The organism is Nocardia sp. NPDC006630 (assembly GCF_040611495.1).
Taxonomy (GTDB): Bacteria; Actinomycetota; Actinomycetes; order Mycobacteriales; family Mycobacteriaceae; genus Nocardia.
This window is the reverse complement of sequence record NZ_JBEXOK010000006.1, coordinates 298,949-319,229: the sequence shown is the minus strand read 5'-3', so window position 1 is coordinate 319,229 and position 20,281 is coordinate 298,949. Positions and strand designations below refer to the sequence as shown.

Genomic DNA, 20,281 nt, shown 5'->3' with positions numbered 1-20,281 from the left:
GATTACCCGAAGGTCACGCGGATAAGCAAAACGGCTGGTCACCGGCCTGAAATCACAGGCGGGACCAGCCGTTTCGACATACCTCGAATCCGGGTCGGACAGGGTCGCCAGTCCGGATCGGACGGTGTCTCTAGTCCGGATCGGACAGGGTCACCTGAATGCCGCCGACCAGATCGGTGCACTGGTTGTAGACGAACACGCCGACCGTCGAAAGTGCTGTCAGCAACACCACATTGATGAGACCGATGACACTCGCGTAGCCGAACACCGTGCCGGCATCGATCAGCCCCGAGGAGGAGCTGTCCGACACCATGTCGGTGAAGGTGCTGTTGAGCCGGCCCCACACACCCATGCCCTCGAGCACCAGGTACAGCAGGCCGACCGCCAGCATCCACACGAAGAACAGCGCGACGCTGATGACCAGCGACACCTTCAATGTGGACCACGGGTCGATATGGCGCACCTGCACGGTGGCCCGCAGCGGCTCCCCCGTCGCGGCGGCGGCGGCGACCGCCGCCGGAGCGGACGGCGATACCGGGCCGGACGGCGGAATCGGCTCCGGCGGGGGCAGCGGATGCCGCATCTCCGACAGATCCGGCAGATCCTTCACCAGTTCCGGACGGGCGATGCTGCGGGTGGGTCCGTCGATGCCGACGGACTTCACCATGGCGGCCTCCTTGCGTGCCGCCTTGGCCGCCAGATCGGCGGTGGTGCGCGCATTGGAGACACCGGCGTTCAGACCCGCACTGCCGGGCCTGCCGGTGGTGGGGGCCTGACCCGGGCGGTACAGGTTGGACTGCGGTTCCCGCTGCGGCAGCTGCGACCACCCGCCGTCCTGGTAGGGCGAACCACCGGACTGACCGTCCACGCCTTCGGGGGCGGTCACCTCCGTCGGATCGCTCATTCGGCCGGAGCCCTCCGGCGCGTATTCGCCGGAGTTGTCCGGTCCCTCATTGGATTGCGGCACGCCGCCCTCGTTTCCCGAACCCGGTCGCGGAATAGGCCGCGGCGGAATCGGAGACGGAGCGATTCTCTCGGTCACGCCATTGGCATGACCACGCTGGTCATTCGGCTGATTGGTCAATGGTGAATCCTTCGATCCGTTGTGCCGCCGCTGCTGGGGTGAAACTACTGCTTCGCCGAACCACTGTTGTCATCTTCGGCAACCTGGTCGGGCTCGTCCGCGTTACGCGCGATCGCAAGCAAGGTATCGCCCTCACCGAGGTTCATCAATCGCACACCCTTGGTCTGGCGTCCAGCCTTGCGAACCTGCTTGGCCACAGTCCGGATAACACCGCCGCCGGATGTAATGGCGTACAGCTCATCCTCGTCGTCGACGATGAGCGCACCGACCAGACTGCCACGTTTCTCGTCGTATTGAATGGTCAATACGCCCTTTCCACCACGACCCTGCGCGGTGTACTCCTCGATCGCCGTGCGCTTGGAGTACCCGCCGGCCGTCGCGACAAGCAGGTAGTTCTGATCGCCCTCGCGAACCACGTTGAGCGACAACAGTTCATCGGCCTGATTGAACCGCATGCCCTGCACGCCGGAGGTGGCGCGGCCCATCGGGCGCAGCACCTCGTCATTGGCGGAGAAGCGGATCGACTGGCCGTGCGCCGACACCAGCAGCAGATCGTCATCGGCCGAACACAGTGCCGCGCCGACCAATTCGTCACCATCGCGCAGATTGACCGCGACGATGCCGCCGGTGCGGTTGGAGTCGAAGTCGGTCAGACGGGACTTCTTGACCAGGCCGTTGCGGGTCGCCAGCACCAGATGCGGGGCGTCCTCGTAGGTGGTCAGCTGAATGACCTGGGCGATCTTCTCGTCCGGCTGGAAGGCCAGCAGGTTCGCCACATGCTGACCGCGGGCGGTACGGCTGGCCTCGGGCAGCTCGTACGCCTTGGCACGGTAGACCCGGCCCTTGTTCGTGAAGAACAGCAGCCAGTCGTGCGTGGAGGTGATGAAGAAGTGCCGGACCAGATCGTCCTGCTTGAGACCCGCGCCCTGCACGCCCTTGCCGCCGCGCTTCTGCGAGCGGTACAGATCGGTCTTGGTGCGCTTGGCGTACCCGGTCTCGGTGATGGTGACGACCACGTCCTCGCGGGCGATGAGGTCTTCGTCCGTCACGTCGCCGTCGGAGGCGATGATCTTGGTACGCCGGTCGTCGCCGTACTTGTCGACGATCTCGGTCAGCTCGTCGCGCACGATGGCGCGCTGGCGCTCCGGCTTCTCCAGAATGTCCTTGAGATCGGCGATCTCGAGCTCGATCTTCGCCAATTCGTCGACGAGCTTCTGGCGCTCCAGGGCGGACAGGCGGCGCAGCTGCATATCCAGGATGGCGGTCGCCTGGATCTCGTCGATCTCCAGCAACTGCATCAAACCGGTACGCGCGGTGTCGGTATCGGCCGAACGGCGGATCAGGGCGATCACGGCGTCCAGCTGATCGAGCGCCTTGACCAGGCCGCGCAGGATGTGGGCCCGCTCCTCGGCCTTGCGCAGCAGGTACTTGGTGCGCCGGACGATGACTTCCAACTGGTGGTTCACATACAGCCGGATCATCTGATCCAGGCGCAGCGTGCGCGGCACCCCGTCCACGATCGACAGCATGTTCGCGCCGAACGAGGTCTGCAGCTGGGTGTGCTTGTAGAGGTTGTTCAGCACCACCTTCGCGATCGCGTCGCGCTTGACGGTGATCACGATGCGCATACCGACACGGTCCGAGGACTCGTCGTGGATGTCGGAGACGCCCGCGATCTTGCCGTCCTTCACCTGCTCGGCGATGGCATTGATGAAATTGTCGGTATTGACCTGGTACGGCAGTTCGGTGATGACGATCGTGGTGCGCCCGCGGGCGTCCTCCTCGATCTCGACCACACCGCGCATCTTGATCGAGCCGCGACCGGTGCGGTACGCGTCATTGATGCCCGAGGTGCCGACGATCAGGCCGTAGGTCGGGAAGTCCGGACCCTTCACCCGCTCGATGCACGCTTCGAGGGTGGTCTCCTCGTCCGCGAGGTGATTGTCCAGCGCCCAGAAGATGGCCTCGGACAGCTCGGTCAGATTGTGCGGCGGGATATTGGTCGCCATACCGACGGCAATACCGTTGGAGCCGTTCATCAGCAGCGCCGGCACCCGCGCCGGGAGCACCACCGGCTCCTGCGTCTTACCGTCGTAGTTCGGGGTGAAATCGACCGTCTCGTGGTCGATCTCGCGCAGCATCTCCATGGCCAGCGGAGTCAGGCGGCACTCCGTGTAGCGCATGGCCGCCGCGCCGTCGTTGCCGCGCGAACCGAAGTTGCCCTGACCGTCCACCAGCGGATAGCGCAGCGACCACGGCTGCGCCATGCGCACGAGGGTGTCGTAGATGGCCGTATCACCGTGCGGGTGGTAATTACCCATGGTGTCGGCGACCGGGCGCGCGGACTTCACATAGCTGCGATCGGGGCGGTAGCCGTTGTCGTACATCGCGTACAGGATCCGGCGGTGCACCGGCTTCATACCGTCGCGCACCTCGGGCAGCGCGCGCCCGACGATCACGCTCATGGCGTAGTCGATGTAGGAGTTCTGCATCTCCTGCTGGATATCGACCGGCTCGATGCGGTCGCCACCCGAGGGCGGAAGCGAAGTCTCAGTCATGAATTGGTCTCCGTAGGAAGTCTTTTGGGAGGGTGCTCGACGCAGGTGGGGGCTAGGGGAATCGAACCCCTAACCCCTGGCTCCGCTAAACGTCGAGGAACCGAACGTCCTTGGCATTGCGAGTGATGAAGCTGCGCCGGGCTTCCACGTCCTCACCCATGAGGATGGAGAACAGCTCGTCGGCAGCGGCGGCATCGTCGAGCGTGACGAGGCGCAGCACGCGCACCGAGGGATCCATCGTGGTCTCCCACAGCTCCTTCGGGTTCATCTCGCCCAGACCTTTGTAGCGCTGGATGCCGTCGTCCTTGTTGATCCGCTTGCCCGCCGCGAGGCCGGCCTCGAGCAGACCGTCGCGCTCCCGGTCGGAGTACGCGAACTCCGGCTCGGTGCGCTGCCACTTGAGCTTGTACAGCGGCGGCTGCGCCAGATACACGTGACCCTGCTCGACCAGCGGCCGCATGAAGCGGAACAGCAGCGTGAGCAGCAGCGTCGAGATGTGCTGGCCGTCCACGTCGGCGTCGGCCATCAGCACGATCTTGTGATAGCGCAGCTTGGCGATATCGAACTCGTCGTGGATTCCGGTGCCGAAGGCGGTGATGATCGCCTGGACCTCGTTGTTCTTGAGCACCTTGTCGATACGCGACTTCTCGACATTGATGATCTTGCCGCGCAGCGGCAGGATCGCCTGGTACATCGAGTCACGACCGGACTTCGCCGAACCACCGGCGGAGTCGCCCTCCACGATGTAGATCTCGGACTTCACCGGATCCTTGGAGCGGCAGTCGGCCAGCTTGCCGGGCAGACCGCCCAGATCGGTGGCGGACTTGCGCCGCACCAGCTCTCGCGCCTTACGCGCCGCGACCCGCGCCTGCGCCGACGAAACCGCCTTGGTGACAATCGTCTTCGCATCGGCCGGATTGGCCTCGAACCAGTGCGCCAGGTGCTCGTTGCAGGCGCGCTGCACGAACGACTTCACCTCGGTATTGCCGAGCTTGGTCTTGGTCTGGCCCTCGAACTGCGGCTCGGAGACCTTCACGGAGACAATGGCGGCCAGGCCCTCACGGATATCGTCACCGGTGAGGTTGTCGTCCTTCTCCTTGAGAAGCTTCTTGTCCTTCGCGTACTTGTTCACCACCGTGGTGAGCGCCGAGCGGAAGCCCTCTTCGTGCGTGCCGCCCTCATGCGTATTGATGGTGTTGGCGAAGGTGTGCACGGACTCGGAGTACCCCGAGTTCCACTGCATCGCGACCTCGAGCTCGTGGCCGGTGCCCTTGCCCGTGAACGCCACGATCGAATTGTGGATCGGCGTCTTGGTGCGGTTGATGTGCTTGACGTAATCCTCGAGCCCACCGGGGTAGTGGTAGGTCCGCGTCTTCACCTTCGGCGTCGCGACCGGGGCGTTCTCATCGAGATGCTTGGGCGCCTCGGCGGTATCGCTCACCACATCGTCGGTGACGTCGCTCTCGGCCACCCGCTGATCGGTGAGGGTGATGGTCAGTCCCTTGTTCAGGAACGCCATCTCCTGCAGCCGGCGCGCGACCGTCTCGAAGTTGTAGACGGTGGTCTCGAAGATATTCGGATCGGCCCAGAACCGGATGGTGGTACCGGTGCGCCTGGTGGCCTCACCCTGCACCAGCTTGCCCGGCTTGGAATCCTTGTACTCCTGGGTCCAGTGGTAGCCGTCGACGTCGATATCCGCTTCCAAGCGGGTCGACAGCGCGTTCACCACCGAGATGCCGACGCCGTGCAGACCACCGGAGATCGCATAGGAGTCGGAGTCGAACTTGCCGCCCGCGTGCAGCTGGGTCATGACCACCTCGATGGTGGGCACCCCCTGCGCATGCATGGCGACCGGGATACCGCGGCCGTCGTCCACGACCTCGACACCGCCGTCGGCCAGCATGGTCACATCGACGCGCGTGGCGTGCCCCGCCATCGCCTCGTCGACCGAGTTGTCGACGACCTCCCAGATCAGGTGGTGCAGACCGCGCTCACCCGTGGAGCCGATGTACATACCCGGCCGTTTACGAACGGCTTCGAGGCCCTCGAGGACGGTGATGGAGTCGGCACCGTATGTGCCCGACTTAGGTTTGGTCGAGCCGTCTGCGTTGGAGTCCATGGCAGCCACTGGTCGGTAGCTCTCCTTACTTGCTGATCCTCCGAGCGCCGAACGGTGAGCACACGTGGGGCCCCAGGGCATGTCTGCTCGAGGGTTACGGGTCCACGCGCGAGCTGTCGCCGAACGCGCCGGGAGGTATCGCCGCTAGTTACTCCTACATCCTACTGGTACGACCGACACAGAATGCACCTATGACACCCCTGTGTGCGCCGTAGGTGCGTGAAATCGACCAGCAATATGTCCGGTCATGGGTGACGGGGGTCCGGGGAGCTTCAGCGGGCTGTCGTGCGGACCGCCGGGCGGGTTAGCGACGAAGTGCGCGAAGATCGAGTCTCGGAGGCGTCGCGCACAGTTTGCCGGGCCCGCCGTTTTCGGCGATGTTCCACGTGAAACGGTCGGCTGACCAGGACAGCGGGGTTGCCGCACAAGCGATTCCGAGCGGTTACCCGTACGTATCGCGCGGGCCGCGTCCCTTCACGTGACGCTCACCCTTGCGCCAACTGGGTGCGGTCGGGCCGTTGATGCGCAACTGCGTGACGATCCCGTGGCCCACCGCGGCGGCGATCTTGGCCAGAATCTGCGACTGGAACATTCGCAGCTGCGTCGCCCACGCGGTCGACTCCGCCTGGATGCTCAGCACATTGTTCTCCAGCGAAACCGGCTGTGCGTGGGAGGCGATGTCCTCCCCCACCACCTTCGCCCACTGACCGAACACCATGCCCTCGGCGACCTTGCCGGACCAGCCGCGCCCCTTGGCCAGCTTTCCGGTCAATGCGCCGAGCAATTGCGGATCACGCTCATCGGGCCCGGAACCGGACCAGCCGCGGCGGCGGCCGCGCAGCGCGCGCACCCCGCCGGTCCGCGGCGACGCCCGGCCCTGGCCCACCGACTTACCGGCGGCCCGGGCGGCGGCACGCGCCTCCTCCAGCGCCCGGCGGGCCAGATCCACACCGCGCAGCTCGGATTCGGGACCGGCGGCGGCCGGCGTACCCGCCGCGGCGGCGGCCGGGCGGTGCGGATCGGCGGCTGGCGACTGCTCGGCCATGCACTCATCCCTTCGTCCGCGAGGTGGTCCGGTCGGAGATCACCCTGCTGTGGAGATCATCCGTGCGTTCCCGGCGATTCTGCCGCATCCCGCCGACAGACACGCTCGGCGAGGCCGTGATGTCGCACTCGCGCCACCAGCAGATCGGCCTACTCCACGATTCGCGACACCCGCTGATCGGCTTCCCCGGTGGTCTCCACCCGCAGCGGCGTCGCCGCCAGCTCCGCCGGCACGTCCTCCGGCACCGCGGCCGTGATCAATACCTGCTCGGCCCCGGCGGCCACGGCCGCCAGCGCGGCCCGGCGACGGCGATCCAGTTCGGCGAACACATCATCGAGAATCAGCACCGGATCGGTGCCCGCGGTACGCAGCAGCTCGAACGCGCCGAGCCGCAAAGCCAGTGCGAACGACCAGGATTCGCCATGACTGGAGAAACCCTTCGCGGGGGCGGATCCCAGCATCAGCTCCACATCGTCACGGTGCGGACCGACCAGGCACACCCCGCGTTCCAATTCCTTCTGGCGCGCATTCGCCAACTCGCGCAGCAGGATCGCCTCCAGCGCCTCATCGTCCCCAGGCTCCGGCGTCCGCGCGGGATCCTGGAATTCCACAGGCAGATAACCACTCCGGTAGGCGATCGACGCAGGTCGCGACTCCGGCGCAATCGATCCATAGGCCTGTGCAAGATGTGGATAAAGTTCGTGCACCAGTTGCAGCCGATGCGCCAGCAGCACCGCACCGTGCGCCGCCAGGTGCCCGTCCCACACATCGAGGGTGCTCAGATCCGTACCGCGCGACCCGGAACGCGCCTGCCGCCCAGCGGTTTTCAACAGGGCCGAACGCTGCCGCAGCACCTTGTCGTAATCCGCGCGCACCCCGGCCAATCGCGGCAACTGCGCCGTGGCGAGCTCGTCCAGGAAACGACGGCGCTCGGACGGGTCGCCGCGCACCAGCGCCAGATCCTCCGGCGCGAACAACACCGTCTGCAGGATCCCCAGGATCTCGCGCGGCCGCCGCACCGGCGAACGATTGATCTGCGCCCGATTCGCGGAGCCCTGATTGAGCTCCATATCCACCCGCAACTCACGACCGGTATTCACCACGGTCGCACCGATCCGGGCGCGCTGCGCACCCAGCCGGATGAGCGGGGCATCGGCCGACACCCGGTGGGAACCGAGGGTGGACAGATAGCCCACGGCCTCGATCAGATTCGTTTTGCCGTTGCCGTTGGAACCCAGGAAAACCGTTCGGCCCGGCGGTAATTCGAGCTCGGCGGCCTCCCAGGACCGGAAATCGCGCAGCGACAGGGTGCGCACGTACATCCGGTCAGTCCACCGTTCCCTTCGACCTGGGGACAACTACCCCACGCAGTGCAAAAACCCGGCACCGAGAGGTGAAACACCTCCGGGCGCCGAGCTTTTCACAGGTTTATCAACAGTGTGCACAGTGCCACCGCTCGCGCTGACATCAGCCCGGCAGTCGCACCGGCATCAACAGGTAGATGTAATTGCTGGCCAGCGCCGCGAACGCACCCGAATCCAGCTGCGCCGGATCCTCCTCCGGCGTCGGCACGAAAACGGCCGGGCGGCTGGGGGTGGTGAAACCGAAGGTCACCTTGTCGGTGCGCAGCGCGCCGAGGCCGTCCACCAGGTAGCCCGGGTTGAAGGCGATGGTCAGCGATTCACCGCGGAAGTCGGCCTCCAGCCACTCCTCGGCGCGACCGGCATCGTCGCCGCCGGCGGAGAGCAGCAGGCCCTCCTCCGAGAACTCCATCCGCACCTGGGCGCCGCGCTCGGCCACCAGGGCCACACGCTTGATGGCCTCGACCAGCTGACTCACCGAGAGCGTGGCGATGGAGGTGTGCTCCTTGGGGAGCAATTGCCGGAACTTGGGGAATTCGGCATCGAGCAGGCGCGTGGTGGTGCGGCGACCGCCGTTCACAATGCCCAGCAGGCCGTCGGAACCGGTGCCGAACGCCAGCTGCACCGGCTTGTCGGACGAACCGAGCGTCTTACCGGCCTCGGACAGCGTGCGGGCCGGGACCAGCACCGCGGTCTCCACATCGGCGCGACCCGGATTCCACTCCAGCTCGCGCACGGCCAGCCGGAAGCGGTCGGTGGCGGCGAGCACCACCTTCGGGCCCTCGATCTCGACCCGGATGCCGGTGAGCATGGGCAGCGTGTCATCGCGACCCGCGGCGACGGCGACCTGACCGACGGCCTCGGAGAACAGATCCACGGTGAGCTCACCGGTCTGGGGAGGAAGTTCGGGAAGCTGGGGATAATCCTCGACCGGCATGGTCGGCAGCGAGAACTTCGCACTGCCGCAGGCGATCAGCACGCGGGTGCCGTCCACCGACACATCGACCGGCTTGTTGGGAAGCGATTTGGTGATATCGGCCAGGAGACGGCCCGAGACCAGCACCTGCCCCGGTCCGGCGACCTCGGCGGCCACCCGCATCTGCGCGGAGACCTCGTAGTCGAAGCCGGACACGGTAAGACCATCTTCATCGGCCACGAGGAGCACACCGCCGAGCACAGGCACCGGAGGCCGCGACGGCAGGCTGCGGGCCACCCAAGCTACGGATTCGGCGAAGTCCTCGCGAGCGACCCGAAACTTCATGCTTGCAAGCTCCATCGCCCGGTCTGTCCTCTCCCAGTCTCGATCAGTAGTGATCTGAATTCTTCAGGGGCTACTTCCCCCTGGAACCCATGCAGTCTCGCACAGGGGGCCGACATCAAACCGTACCCGCGATCTGCGCGCGCCGGGTCGGAGGGTCCGACTGTCCGATTTCGTCCGAGTGCCCTTCGCCGCTTCGAGACTCGGCGGTTCGTCCTGCGCGACCCAGCTCTTCTCGTCCAGGCATCTCTGCTTGTTCATGAAGCCGGGAACCGATCTCGGCGAACCGTTCGCTCCCAGCCCGACTTTCCACACACCTGTTTTAGAAGAGAAATCTAATTAGAGAGAAATGAAGTAGTAGTAGGCGGTGTGGAATCTGTGGACTTCCCCCCTTTCCGCAGCTCGGAGGGTGTGGCGGCGTGTGGATGTCTCGAGGGTGTCTCGAGGATGAACAGCCGATGGCTGTGGAGTCATCACCAGTTTCCACATTCATCCTCGAGTCATCCTCGAGTTGCTCCACGGTTTCCGGGCCACCTGCGCACATGGGGGCGAAACGGTGGACAACTGGCAGTTTCCTCGAGGACTCCCATGGGACTCCTCGAGGAATCCACAGGGCACAACTCCCATCCGCGCAGGTCAGACCTCGAGGATGAAGCAACCTGTGGGAACTGTGCACTACTGGTTGTGCACCCCTGTTAGTAGAGCCCTGTGAGCAAACCGGTGGACAACTAGGAGTTTCCTCGAGGAATCCACAACGTTTACTCGAGGAATCCACAACCCGGAAAACAACAGACCCCCACGTCAGAGGACGTGGGGGTCTGTTAGTTGTGGATCAGCGCGAACGCTGTTTAATTCGGGCTGTGAGTTCCTGAACCTGGTCGTACACCCGGCGGCGCTCGGTCATCTCCTTGCGCACCTTCTTGTCGGCGTACATGACCGTCGTGTGGTCGCGGCCGAAGGCCTGGCCGATCTTGGGCAGGGATAGGTCGGTCAGCTCGCGGCACAGGTACATGGCTATCTGCCGGGCCTGCGCCAGCGGCCGGGCCTTACCCGGACCGGTGAGTTCCTCGAGGGTCGTATTGAAGTACTCCGCGGTCACAGCCATGATCGTGGACGCCGTGATCTCCATGGTCGCGGCATCGGGCATGAGATCGCGCAGCACCACCTCGGCCAGCGACAGATCCAGCGGCTGCCCGTTGAGCGAGGCGAATGCCGTCACCCGGATGAGCGCGCCCTCCAGCTCACGGATATTGCGCTCGACCCGGGTGGCGATGAGCTCCATCACGTCGTGCGGCACATCGAGACGGTCCATCCGGGCCTTCTTACGCAGGATCGCGATCCGCGTCTCCAGCTCCGGCGGCTGCACATCGGTGATGAGGCCCCATTCGAAACGGGTGCGCAGTCGTTCCTCCAGGGTGGCCAGCTGCTTGGGCGGCCGGTCCGAGGACACCACGATCTGCTTGTTGGCGTTGTGCAGGGTGTTGAAGGTGTGGAAGAACTCCTCCTGGATACCTTCCTTACCCTCGATGAACTGGATGTCGTCCACCAGCAGGATGTCGGTCTCGCGGTAGCGGCGTTTGAACGCCACCTTCCGGTCGTCACGCAGCGAGTTGATGAAGTCGTTGGTGAATTCCTCGGTGGATACGTACTTCACCCGCATGCCGGGGAACAGCCGCTGGGCATAGTGACCCGCCGCGTGCAGCAGATGCGTTTTGCCCAAACCCGAAGCGCCCCAAACGAACAGCGGATTGTAGGCGCGCGCCGGAGCCTCCGCGATGGCGACCGCGGCCGCATGCGCGAACCGGTTCGAGGCGCCGATGACGAAGGTCTCGAAGGTGTACTTCGCGTTCAGGCTGTTGGCAGAGGACGGCTGCGGCGCTTCCCGCTCGGGCGACTTGTTGAAATACGTCGGCCACGAGTTGCGGGCATTCACCACCGGCTCGTCATCGCGATCCTCGTCCACCGGGCGCCGCGTGGGCTGCGCGGACATGGGCTCGGACATCGACGCGGGCTGGGCCTGCGGCTCTTTGAACTGCTGCGGTTCCGGGAACTGCTGGGGCTCGGGGAATTGCGGCGGTTCCGCGAACTGGGGGGCGGGCTCGGGAGAGAACAGTGATTCCTGCCCCGGCGGCATGGCGGGTGCACGGTGGTTCTCGCGTCGCCGCGGCGGCTGCTGCGGCTCCGGTTGCGGGGCCGGCAACTGTTCGGCCATCTGTGGCTGCCCGAATTCCACAGGTGGATAAGGTTCGCGCTCGCCGTACTCCGAGGGGTAGTCCTGTGCGGGTGCGTAGCGGGGCTGTGAATACTCCGGCCGCTCCTGGTAATGCTGCTGCGGACGCTCGGCGGGCGGCTGCGCGGGGGGTGCCGGCTGGTAGCCCATCGGGGCCCGATCCGGCTCGCGGGGGCGTTCCGGGCGGGAGGTCATGCGGGCATGGCGCGGTGCGTTCGGCGACCGGTCGACCGGGGAATTCTGCTGTGCCCGGATCCGCACGCCGAGTCCCTCGACCTGAAGTCCACGCCGGGCCAGGGACCGCAGAATGGGCTCGCGCAGATCGCGTTCCACCACCTCCTGCGCCATGGTCCCGGGTACCGAGAGCAGGGCGAATCCCTGGGCGAAGGTGATCGGTTCGATGATGCCGAGCCAGGCTTTGTGCGCCTTGCTGACCGGCTGGATCTCACCGTCGGCCGAGCCGCTCGCGAGTTCGGCGATCACCTCGGGCCAGACAGCTGTCAGCACATTCTGCTCGTCGTCCACGAACGTAGTCCTCCCCGGAGCAAGGTCGATTGGAGCAGACGGGCGGCGACTGCTCGGTTCCCCCAGGTAACCGGGCGTCGACGAGGACCGTCAGCCACACGAATATGCCACTCCAAGGGTGTTTCCACACAATTATCCACAGATGTGGACAACCTGGGGATGCGTGTCGCATCCCGTCGAATCCCCCCAAACGGACGTAGACCTGCGGTTCTTCAGCAATCAGCTGGCAACTACACGCTAGGTCGGGTGACGTCTGCAATGGACCGTACACGAAACGGACCTCTCGGCACGAACCCGGTGTTCACCCCCGGGGACACCGGCGTTCAACCCCGCCGGCGCCGGTGTTCAAGCCCGCGACAGGGGCGGGACAACCGTCACTCCCCCCGAGTTTGACCCTCGTCCAGCAGATCAGTACCCTTCTACAGTCACCCTATGGTGCGGTGGCGGCTGTGTGCTGCCCGTGCCGACAAGGGTATTTGCACCGATGGATCTGATTCGTCGCGTTGCAACACCGTTTCACCGAAAAACTTCGGGCGTCAACCGACGCCCCCACCTATGAGGAGTGTTGACCGTGGCCAAGGGCAAGCGGACGTTCCAGCCGAACAACCGTCGTCGGGCGCGCGTCCACGGCTTCCGTCTCCGGATGCGGACCCGTGCGGGCCGCGCCATCGTGTCGGCTCGTCGTGGCAAGGGCCGCGACAAGCTGACTGCCTGATTCGGAACCCCGGATGCGGCGGCTTGTTGACGGCTCGCCGTGGCGGCTGATGCACGGCTCGCCGTGGGGTCCCATGCACGGCTCTATGAACGACCTCCGTTCTCTTCTCCGCCCGCACTCCGCCGGACGCATCGGTGCTGCCTGAGCCGTATCGGCTGCACCGGCGTACCGACTTTTCCCGGACGGTGCGCCAGGGCCGGCGAATCGGGAAGCGGGATCTCGTTGTGCACGTACTGCTACACGACGATCAGTCCGGCGGGCCGCAACCATCCATCAGGGTGGGCGGTCCGCGTTTCGGGTTGATCGTCAGCAAGGCGGTGGGTAACGCGGTGGTTCGCCACCGGGTGGCCCGCCGCCTGCGTCATATCTGTGCGGCTGTCGCGGCGGAATTACCCGACGGCACGGATATCGTGCTGCGCGCCCTGTCGGGCGCCGCGGCCGCCTCCTCCGCCGATCTCGAACGGCAGATTCGTGGTGGACTGCGCAAACTCGGCATCCTGGCCGATACTGCGGCTCCCACTGAATCAAGCGAGTCATGAACGCGCTGCGCGCGGCGGCCCGCTTACCGGCCAAAGCTCTGATATTCCTCATCGAGCTGTATCGGACCTACATCTCCCCCACCCGCATGCCCACATGCCGGTTCACTCCCACGTGTAGTGAGTACGCGGTCACCGCACTGCGCACGCGCGGTCTGTTCATCGGACTCGGACTGGCAGCCGTGCGTCTTGCGAAATGTGCGCCCTGGCACCCTGGTGGGTGGGACCCCGTACCGGAACGTGCTTCACGGCACCGGCACGCGGCAGCAGCCTATGAAGGGTCATCGTCCGCGGTGACCGGCGATACGAACGACGGGAGTACATAACGCCGTGCTCGATTTCATCTACTACCCGGTGTCGGCCATTCTGTGGTTCTGGCACCAGGCCTTCGGGTTCGTGCTGGGCAAGGACAATGGATTTGCCTGGGCGCTCTCCGTGGTGTTCCTCGTGTTCACGCTGCGGTTGGTGCTGTTCAAGCCGTTCGTGAAGCAGGTCCGCACCACGAAGCAGATGCAGGAGCTGCAGCCGCAGATCAAGGAACTGCAGAAGAAGTACAAGAACGACCGTCAGCAGATGACGATCGAGATGCAGAAGCTGCAGAAGGACCACGGCTTCAACCCGCTCATGGGCTGCCTGCCCGTGCTGCTGCAGGTGCCGGTCTTCCTCGGCCTGTTCCATGTGCTGCGCTCGTTCAACCGCACCGGGCACGGTATCGGTCAGGTCGGCATGACGCCGTACGAGAACGCGCATACCGCGAACTACATCTTCAGCCCGGGTGACGTCCAGTCCTTCCTGACCGCACGGCTTTTCGGCGCTCCCCTCTCGGGCTTCATGACCGAGAAGGCGAATGTGCTGCAGTCGTTCGCCGAGTACGGCGGCGTGCCCAGCAAGGTGGCCATCGCCGCCGTCTCCATCCCGCTGATGATCATCGCCGGACTGGCGACGCACTTCAATGCGCGCGCTTCGGTGCAGCGGCAGAGCGAGGCGGCCGCCGCCAACCCGCAGGCCGCCATGATGAACAAGCTGGCGCTGTACGTGTTCCCGCTCGGCGTGATCGTCGGTGGTCCGTTCCTGCCGATCGCCATCCTGCTCTACTGGGTCTCCAACAACATCTGGACCTACGCGCAGCAGCATCTCGTCTTCGGTCGTATGGAGAAGGAAGACGAAGAGAAGAAGACCGTCGCCCTGGAGCGTCGCGCGCAGAATGCGCCGAAGCCGGGTGCCAAGCCGGTCGATACGCGTAAGAAGTCGGTGGAGGACGCGCCCGTGGTCGATTCCGCCGGGGTCGATATGGCGAAATCCGATGCGCCGCAGGCCACGCAGAACGGCTCCAAGCCCAACTCCGGTCAGGCGAAGCCGAACTCGAACCAGGCCAAGAAGCGGTCCGGCAACCGCGGTCGCGCCAACCAGAAGCGGCGCCGCTGATCTTCTCGTGGCGCCTTGCGCCGACAACTCCAGATGAAGGAACAACAATGACTGTTGAAACAGACGGAGGGGACCCCACTGTGACTGCTGCGACGGCGGCACCGGCTGGATCTGTTGATGAGGCAGCGGCGGAGGCGCCGGCCGAGACCGTGGTGGATGCCGAGGAAGCACTCATCGAAGAGGGTGAGATCGCGGGCGACTACCTGGAGCAGTTGCTGGATGTCCTCGACTTCGACGGCGATATCGATCTCGACGTCGAGGGCGATCGCGCCATCGTGAGCATCGACGGCGGCAAGGATCTGGACAAGCTGGTCGGCCGTCGCGGCGAGGTGCTGGACGCGCTACAGGAACTGACCCGGCTGGCCGTGCAGCAGGCGACCGGCGTGCGCAGCCGTCTCATGCTGGATGTCGCGGGCTGGCGGGCCGGTCGTCGCGCGGAGCTGAGCGCACTCGGCGCCGAGGCGGCCAAGCGCGTGCTGGAGTCCGGGGAGCGGGAGGCGCTCACCCCCATGACTCCGTTCGAGCGCAAGATCGTGCACGACGCGGTGGCCGCCGTCGACGGCGTCGTGAGCGAGAGCGAAGGCGTGGAGCCGAGCCGACGGGTTGTCGTCCTCCCCGCCTGACACGTACACCTCGAGGTAGGGCCCCCGCGTCGATCGGACCGGGGGCCCTACGCTTGTCTTCGCACCCCCGGTCCCGATTGTTCGTCATCAGTTCGGAAGGAATGTTTCACGTGGAACCTGGCACCGAGATGACCGATCAGGCAGCAATGCCAACCGATCCGGAACCGCCCGCCGCTGCGACGGTGGTCTTCGGGAACCGGCTGGAGTTGGCCCGCCGCTACTACACCGCCCTCGCGGGTGCGGGCGTGGAGCGCGGCCTGATCGGCCCGCGCGAGGTGCCCCGGCTGTGGGATCGGCACATCCTCAATTGCGCGGTGATCGGTGAACTCATCCCGCAGGGCGCGACCGTGGTCGATGTCGGCAGCGGCGCGGGACTGCCGGGCATCCCCCTCGCCATTGCCCGCCCGGATCTTCGAATCACCTTGGTGGAGCCGCTGCTTCGCCGCACCGTTTTCCTGGCCGAGTTCATCGAGGCCACCGGACTCGGCATCACCGTCGTCCGCGGCCGGGCCGAGCAGGCGGGGGTGAAGAAGGAAGCCGGTGGCGCGGATGTGGTCACCTCCCGCGCGGTCGCTCCCCTGGCACGGCTGGCCGGTTGGTCCATGCCGCTGATTCACGATCACGGACGAATGCTGGCGCTCAAGGGCATCAGCGCGATCGAGGAATTGGAGCGCGATCGCGCCGACCTCACGAAGGCGGGCGCGGGTCACGCCGAGGTGCTCGAGTGCGGCGTGGGTGTGCTGGAGACGCCCACGATGGTGATCAGCGCCGAGCGTCTCCCCCGGAGTGAGCGCCGGAAGTCCCGTGCCCGGAATAATTGAAATATAGATACTTCAAAATAGCTGTGCGCAGGCCGGTGGCTCGGTACTGTCCCGTTGACCCACAGGCAGTGGGTTAGGGAGCACAGGAGTTTTCATGAAGATCTCACGGCGGGCCGGCCTCGGCACCACGCTGCTCGGCGCACTGGCGACGGCCGCATTGGTCGCCGCGCCTCAGGCGAGCGCGCTGGTGACGGACCTCAGCGTCTCGGGCACCACCCTCTATGTCGGGCAGGCCTACACGATCACCGCGAGCGTCACGGTCACCTCCGCCCTCTTCCAGGTCGACTTCACCGACAACGGCACCGAGATCGGCAAGGCCTACCCGAGCGGCAGCACGGCCACCATCCAGTGGACGCCGTCGACCACCGGCTCGCACGAAATCAAGGCGACGCAGGAACTGATCAGCAGCAAGACCACTACCGTCACAGTGACGAACCAGCCCACTACTCCGGGTGGCACCGGGTCCTCCGGGAGCAATCCCCTCAGTGGTCTGCTCAGCAGCCTCTCGGCGCAGTAGCCCCACCCCGGCCCGAGCTGAAGTGGGCGAGGCGGCAGTCCTGCCGCCTCGCCCGCTTCGTGCTTCCCATCCCCGGCGCCGCTGTTGTTTCACGGGAAACATGCGCCGCGCCCCGCCCGGCACGGCCCGAGTCCGAAATCTGCTGATTGTCCCGGCCGATTCAGCGTGTCGGATGGAGTTCATTGCCGTTCAACTTCCGTATTGTGTCCCGTACTGGCAAGCTAGTGAACGTCGAGTGTGAGCGCAGACTGCGATGCCCGGCAGCGGCTCCAAATCGACTGCACGACAGTCGGGAACGGCTTCGAATGGGTATCGCAGCTCGAACCTCGCACCATCTCGGTGACAACGCAGCGTGGCGTAGTGAGCCCGCTGCCGATCCTGCTGCCACGCTCGGCCACGTGTCTTTGAGTTCTCGGGGTTAGGAGCCTGTATGTCCAACGGTCCGGCGAATGTTTCACGGGAAACAACGTCCCGAGTGCCCGGCATGCTCGATACCGGGACCTTCGACGCGGAGGAGTTCAGCCGCACCCCGTTCGGGAACATCTCCCCCACCGAGACCCCCATTGCCGCCGAGGCGTCGCGCGCCAGCCAGGTCTTGCATCCCAGCAAGAACTCTGAGGTGCAGCGCCCCAAGGAGCAGCGGGTCATCACCATCGCCAATCAGAAGGGCGGCGTCGGCAAGACCACCACCGCCGTGAACCTGGCCGCCGCACTGGCGATCCAGGGCATGCGGGTGCTGGTGGTCGATCTCGATCCGCAGGGCAATGCCAGCACCGCGCTCGGCATCCCGCACCACTCCGGTATTCCGTCGAGCTACGAACTGCTCATCGGTGAGTGCACGGTGCGGGACGCCATCCAGCAGAGCCCGCACAATGAGCGGCTCATGTGCATTCCCGCCACCATCGATCTGGCGGGCGCGGAGATCGAACTGGTCTCGATGGTCGCCCGCGAGGGCCGGTTGAAGGCCGCCATTCAGGAAGCCAATCTCGCCGGATACGACATCGACTACGTCATGATCGACTGCCCGCCGTCGCTCGGACTGCTCACCGTCAATGCGCTCGTCGCGGCGAAGGAGGTGCTGATCCCCATCCAGTGCGAGTACTACGCGCTGGAGGGTGTGGGTCAGCTGATGCGCAATATCGGTCTGGTGCAGTCGCATCTCAACCCCGAATTACATGTCTCCACCGTTGTTCTCACCATGTACGACGGCCGCACCAAGCTCGCCGATCAGGTCGCGGAGGAGGTGCGCAACCACTTCGGTGACACGGTCCTGAAGGCGGTCATCCCCCGCAGCGTGAAGGTGTCCGAGGCTCCGGGCTACGGCATGACGGTGCTCGACTACGACCCGGGTTCGCGAGGCGCCATGAGCTACCTCGATGCGGGACGTGAGATGGCACTCCGGTCGGCGAGTCCGGAGCCCGCATTGCTACCCGATACGGGATCGGGTGTGTAATGACAATTTCGGCTGCGGTGAACAACGAGAGGGGTCAGTAGACCGATGAGCCAGGCGAAGAAGGGTGGACTGGGACGCGGTCTCGCCGCGCTGATCCCTACCGGACCCGCAGCGACACCGGGTGGCCTCGGCAGCGCTGCCGCCAATGTCGTCATCGGACTGGACCCGATCGGACCGCAGCCGGCTTCGGCCTTCCTGCACCGGGTTCCGGATCCGGTCGAGGGCGCCGAGGCGGCCGATGCGGGGGCGGTGTACCGGGAGATTCCGCACGACCAGATCGTGCCGAATCCGAAGCAGCCGCGTCAGGTTTTCGAGGACGAGGCGCTCGCCGAACTGGTGCACTCCATCAAGGAGTTCGGCCTCATGCAGCCGATCGTGGTGCGTCAGGTGGAGAGCCTGCCGACCCCGAAGTATCAGCTCATCATGGGCGAGCGGCGTTGGCGCGCAAGCCAGGAGGCGGGCCTGCCCGCCATTCCGGCCATCGTCCGGGAGACCGCGGACGAGTCGCTGCTGCGGGATGCGTTGCTGGAGAACATCCATCGCGTGCAGTTGAATCCGCTGGAAGAGGCGGCCGCCTATCAGCAGCTGCTGGAGGAGTTCGGCGTCACCCATGAGGAACTGGCTTCGCGAATCGGCCGTTCCCGACCGGTTGTGACGAATATGATTCGCCTGCTGAAACTTCCGATTCCGGTGCAGCGGCGGGTGGCGGCTGGCGTACTTTCCGCCGGCCACGCGCGCGCGGTGCTCGCACTGGAGGCCGGAGCCGAAGCGCAGGAGGTACTCGCCGCACGGATCGTGGCCGAGGGTATGTCGGTCCGGGCCACCGAAGAGGCTGTCACGCTGGCCAATCGGAACCCGGATGCCGCGGCCACTCCCCCGGCGGCCAAGCGCAAACCGATTCAGATGCCGGGTCTGCAGGATGTGGCCGAGCGGTTGTCGGAATCCTTCGACACCCGGGTCACGGTGGCGCTCGGCAAGCGCAAGGGCAAGATCACGGTCGAGTTCGGTTCCATCGATGATCTGGAGCGGATCGTCAGCATGATGGAACAGTCCAAGCCGTAGCGGAAATCGGGGCCCTACCCCCACACCCGAGCTCTCGGAGAAGAATTTTCGAGGTTCGGGGTCCCTACCCGAGGGTGGGGGCTGAAACGTCACAGTGACGCCGGAGTTTTCTAGGCCCGGAGAGGCGTGTTGCTTTGATCGCTTATTCTTTTTGGCGAGCAGATATTGATGCGGCGTGAGTGTGGATGAATCGGACAGCTGGAGGCTGAGCAGAGCGGTGTCGACCAGCGTTACCGCACTAACCCTCGGCGGACTCGACAAACTTCCGGCGCATGCCCGGCGGTGTGTGTTCTGGGAGCTCGATCCGGCGGTGGCTGCGGACTCCCGGGAATTCAGTGACCCGGTCTTCGAAAAGGAGGCCTGGCTGTCCACTGTGCTCTTGGAGTGGGGCTCGTGTGGGCAGATCGCGCTGATCGACGGTCAGCCGGCCGGCTGCGCGCTGTATTCGCCGCCGAGCTCCTCACCGCGCGCCGGACTGTTCCCCACCTCCCCCGTGAGCCCGGACGCGGTCCTGCTGACCACGCTGGGCGCCGAATTCCCGTATCAGACGAATGATGTAGCCCAGCAGCTTATTCAGGCCGTGGTGGGCGATCTGGTGCGTCGTGGTGTGCGGGCCATCGAGTCCTTCGGGATTCGCTCGGATCCGTCGTCCACCTCGATGGCGGATCTCGGGTCCATGATGTTCATGGAGCGGATCGCCCCCGCGTCCCCGCGTACATCCTCCAAACCGTCGCCGTCGTCCGTGTGCACGCCGGAGACCTGCATGATCGATGCCGATTTCCTGGAGGAGGTCGGTTTCAAAGTGGTTGCCGCGCATCACCGTTTCCCGCGCCTGCGGCTGGAGCTGGACAGCGACCACCTGTGGAAGGAAGACGTGGAGCGCGCGCTGGATCAGCTGCTCGCGACCGCGGCCATGACCATGCCGAACCGCCTGATCACCCTCTGATCG

Annotated in this window: 17 protein-coding genes; 10 read left to right on the top strand and 7 right to left on the bottom strand. The window is 65.4% G+C overall.

Annotated features, from left to right (window positions below; genetic code table 11):
• Window positions 1–130: 130 nt before the first annotated feature.
• From ABZX86_RS19695 to dnaA, 7 genes are all read right to left on the bottom strand, one after another.
• Window positions 131–967 (bottom strand): DUF3566 domain-containing protein, encoded by an 837-nt coding sequence (locus ABZX86_RS19695; protein ID WP_355125340.1) that lies wholly within the window; start codon window positions 965–967, stop codon window positions 131–133.
• Between the two features lie 161 nt (window positions 968–1,128).
• A complete protein-coding gene (gyrA, locus tag ABZX86_RS19690; RefSeq protein WP_355125338.1) occupies window positions 1,129–3,642 on the bottom strand; it encodes a DNA gyrase subunit A in 2,514 nt (837 codons plus the stop codon).
• A gap of 85 nt (window positions 3,643–3,727) precedes the next feature.
• Window positions 3,728–5,761, bottom strand: a complete 2,034-nt coding sequence (gene gyrB, locus ABZX86_RS19685) for a DNA topoisomerase (ATP-hydrolyzing) subunit B (protein WP_355125336.1) — start codon at window positions 5,759–5,761, stop codon at window positions 3,728–3,730.
• A 442-nt stretch (window positions 5,762–6,203) separates the two neighbouring features.
• Entirely contained in the window at window positions 6,204–6,806 is a 603-nt protein-coding gene (locus ABZX86_RS19680) for a DUF721 family protein (RefSeq protein ID WP_355125334.1), read from the bottom strand.
• A gap of 149 nt (window positions 6,807–6,955) precedes the next feature.
• The gene (recF, locus tag ABZX86_RS19675) at window positions 6,956–8,128 is read right to left on the bottom strand and encodes a DNA replication/repair protein RecF (protein ID WP_355125332.1); all 1,173 of its coding nucleotides are present in this window, start codon (window positions 8,126–8,128) and stop codon (window positions 6,956–6,958) included.
• A gap of 145 nt (window positions 8,129–8,273) precedes the next feature.
• Window positions 8,274–9,443 (bottom strand): DNA polymerase III subunit beta, encoded by a 1,170-nt coding sequence (gene dnaN / locus ABZX86_RS19670; RefSeq protein ID WP_327142957.1) that lies wholly within the window; start codon window positions 9,441–9,443, stop codon window positions 8,274–8,276.
• 814 nt (window positions 9,444–10,257) lie between these two features.
• The gene (dnaA, locus tag ABZX86_RS19665) at window positions 10,258–12,180 is read right to left on the bottom strand and encodes a chromosomal replication initiator protein DnaA (RefSeq protein ID WP_355125329.1); all 1,923 of its coding nucleotides are present in this window, start codon (window positions 12,178–12,180) and stop codon (window positions 10,258–10,260) included.
• A 571-nt stretch (window positions 12,181–12,751) separates the two neighbouring features.
• On the opposite strand from dnaA, the gene rpmH reads away from it, so the two are divergent.
• The 10 genes from rpmH to ABZX86_RS19615 all read left to right on the top strand — a co-directional run bounded on the left by rpmH (window position 12,752) and on the right by ABZX86_RS19615 (window position 20,278).
• On the top strand, window positions 12,752–12,895 hold the full coding sequence (gene rpmH, locus ABZX86_RS19660) for a 50S ribosomal protein L34 (protein ID WP_297610748.1): 144 nt from the start codon (window positions 12,752–12,754) through the stop codon (window positions 12,893–12,895).
• A gap of 134 nt (window positions 12,896–13,029) precedes the next feature.
• Window positions 13,030–13,434 carry a ribonuclease P protein component gene (gene rnpA, locus ABZX86_RS19655; protein WP_355125327.1) on the top strand — a complete coding sequence of 135 codons (405 nt, stop codon included), beginning with the start codon at window positions 13,030–13,032 and terminating at the stop codon, window positions 13,432–13,434.
• Complete coding sequence (gene yidD, locus ABZX86_RS19650) at window positions 13,431–13,757, top strand: membrane protein insertion efficiency factor YidD (RefSeq protein WP_355125325.1); 327 nt, start codon at window positions 13,431–13,433, stop codon at window positions 13,755–13,757. Before rnpA ends, yidD begins: the two co-directional genes overlap by 4 nt.
• Before the next feature lie 4 nt (window positions 13,758–13,761).
• A complete protein-coding gene (gene yidC, locus ABZX86_RS19645) occupies window positions 13,762–14,856 on the top strand; it encodes a membrane protein insertase YidC (protein ID WP_355125323.1) in 1,095 nt (364 codons plus the stop codon).
• A 47-nt stretch (window positions 14,857–14,903) separates the two neighbouring features.
• Window positions 14,904–15,479, top strand: a complete 576-nt coding sequence (locus ABZX86_RS19640) for a protein jag (protein ID WP_327142953.1) — start codon at window positions 14,904–14,906, stop codon at window positions 15,477–15,479.
• 128 nt (window positions 15,480–15,607) lie between these two features.
• Window positions 15,608–16,300 carry a 16S rRNA (guanine(527)-N(7))-methyltransferase RsmG gene (gene rsmG / locus ABZX86_RS19635; RefSeq protein ID WP_355125853.1) on the top strand — a complete coding sequence of 231 codons (693 nt, stop codon included), beginning with the start codon at window positions 15,608–15,610 and terminating at the stop codon, window positions 16,298–16,300.
• A 94-nt stretch (window positions 16,301–16,394) separates the two neighbouring features.
• Window positions 16,395–16,817 (top strand): hypothetical protein, encoded by a 423-nt coding sequence (locus tag ABZX86_RS19630; protein ID WP_327142952.1) that lies wholly within the window; start codon window positions 16,395–16,397, stop codon window positions 16,815–16,817.
• A gap of 430 nt (window positions 16,818–17,247) precedes the next feature.
• The gene (locus ABZX86_RS19625) at window positions 17,248–18,270 is read left to right on the top strand and encodes a ParA family protein (RefSeq protein ID WP_355125320.1); all 1,023 of its coding nucleotides are present in this window, start codon (window positions 17,248–17,250) and stop codon (window positions 18,268–18,270) included.
• Between the two features lie 45 nt (window positions 18,271–18,315).
• The gene (locus tag ABZX86_RS19620; protein WP_355125319.1) at window positions 18,316–19,332 is read left to right on the top strand and encodes a ParB/RepB/Spo0J family partition protein; all 1,017 of its coding nucleotides are present in this window, start codon (window positions 18,316–18,318) and stop codon (window positions 19,330–19,332) included.
• Window positions 19,333–19,549: 217 nt separating this feature from the next.
• Window positions 19,550–20,278, top strand: a complete 729-nt coding sequence (locus tag ABZX86_RS19615) for a GNAT family N-acetyltransferase (protein WP_327142949.1) — start codon at window positions 19,550–19,552, stop codon at window positions 20,276–20,278.
• The last annotated feature ends 3 nt before the right edge of the window (window positions 20,279–20,281 follow it).